Here is a 1,522-nt window from a genome sequence, read left to right on the forward strand (position 1 = left end):
TGCGGGGCGGCCGGTTTTTTCACGTTCAGGGCATTGAGCACCTCGGATTGTTCGGCGCTGATGGTCGAGACACCCGTGACGGGTTCGGAAGCGTTGAGCCGGATCTGGTGATGCTGGATACGGCGTAAGCGTTCGAGTGCCCGTTCGGGCGACAGACTGGCGTTGGCGCTCTTCAGGCGCTGGCGCATGACCCGGTACAGAATCAGCGCCATGAAGCAGATCGCCGCGTGGGCGCGGATGCGCTCGGGCAGACGATGGTAGACCGGACCGATCTCCAGTTCGGACTTGAGCACCTTGAAGCCGCGCTCGATATCCGCAAGCGACTTGTAACGGGTCACGACCTCCTGTGCGACCAGATCCCAGACGAAGCAGGGCGCGTTCTGCCCAGCCGCGTTTCGTGTAGTGGCCGCTGACGGTGATGACGATATCGTCAGCAAACCGGTGATAGTTCACTGCCTCGTAAGGTCCCCGCGCCGTCTTGCGGCGAATCTCGTCGAACATCCAGTCGATCTCGTTCAAGTAGATATTCGCGGCGAGCGGGCTGAACGGGCCTCCTTGCGGGACGCCGGTCTTACCTGCTGCTTTGATAACCTGCTTGACCAGGCGTAAGACCTGGGATCCTGAATGCGCTTCGCGATCTTTTCCAACAGGGTTGAATGTTGGATCGTGTCAAAGTAGCGCGACAGATCCACATCAACCCTTCTGCCCGAACTCCTACGGATTTAGACCGAAACGGTCGCCGCATCGCGCACTGGCGGAAGTCAGGCGCAGTGTGTTGCGGCGCATGTCGATGGCTCCGCGAGAAATACGCCAGGTGCCGATGCTTCGATGTCTGCAAAGCTCAGACCATCGATGCCCGGAGCCCCGCCGTTCCTCTTGGCGATTCGGTAGGCCTCGTCGAGGGTTTCCCTCTTCGCAATATGCACGAAGAGCCCCCAGAAGCGATGAGTCTTGTCAGACTTCGCCTTGCGATATATCCGCCTTCTCAGCTCCTGCAGACTGCCGGATGCCTTTGTCATCTCATCCCTGCCTCACATTGTTGGACGGAATACTCACCGGTCCGGGCCCTTCCCTCCGGGCGCGTTTTGCTGCACGCCCATCGACAGTACTACGACCCGATCCGTCACCCTGGCACCTACGCACGCATTTCCCACTCACGGTTATAGCGAGCATCTCCTCGACGGGATTTCTCCGCCGGGTGCCGAGGGCTTCTCCAGTTTCCACGTCATCCTTCACACCATGTCGCCGCTGATACCCCGCCGGTGAGAGTTGCCGCATCGGACTCGTTTCGGACAACTCTTGCTGCTTTCGCACGTTGTAGACCGTCTCAGCCACCGGATTTCGTGTTACGAGGCTACGTCTGCGTTCACTGCGCGTTGCAACCTGGTGCGTTGCATATACTCCTTTCTGAGCATACTGTCGGAGGGCTCCGTCATCTTGCTTACGCGCCATGACGCCTCCCAAGCTACGAGGCTTGAGTCTGTTGCCTCGGTCGGACTTTCACCGACTGGATAACGTGTCC

At 59.4% G+C, this 1,522-nt stretch carries 1 protein-coding gene and 2 pseudogenes; all 3 read right to left on the minus strand.

What is annotated here, in order from left to right; all coding sequences use genetic code 11:
• Positions 1-359: pseudogene (locus AWB78_RS42485) on the minus strand (IS1634 family transposase); the annotation flags it as partial.
• 100 nt (positions 360-459) lie between these two features.
• Positions 460-519 (minus strand): annotated as a pseudogene (locus AWB78_RS50270) (hypothetical protein); the annotation flags it as partial.
• Positions 520-761: 242 nt separating this feature from the next.
• Positions 762-1,019, minus strand: coding sequence for a hypothetical protein (locus tag AWB78_RS48085; protein WP_198399507.1), 258 nt, complete (start codon positions 1,017-1,019; stop codon positions 762-764).
• Between the last annotated feature and the right edge of the window lie 503 nt (positions 1,020-1,522).

Source organism: Caballeronia calidae (genome assembly GCF_900044055.2).
Lineage (GTDB): Bacteria > Pseudomonadota > Gammaproteobacteria > Burkholderiales > Burkholderiaceae > Caballeronia > Caballeronia calidae.

Bases quoted from the DNA above. Each gene is read 5' to 3' on its own strand.
- AWB78_RS48085 (WP_198399507.1), bottom strand. From the start codon at position 1,019: ATGACAAAGGCATCCGGCAGTCTGCAGGAGCTGAGAAGGCGGATATAT.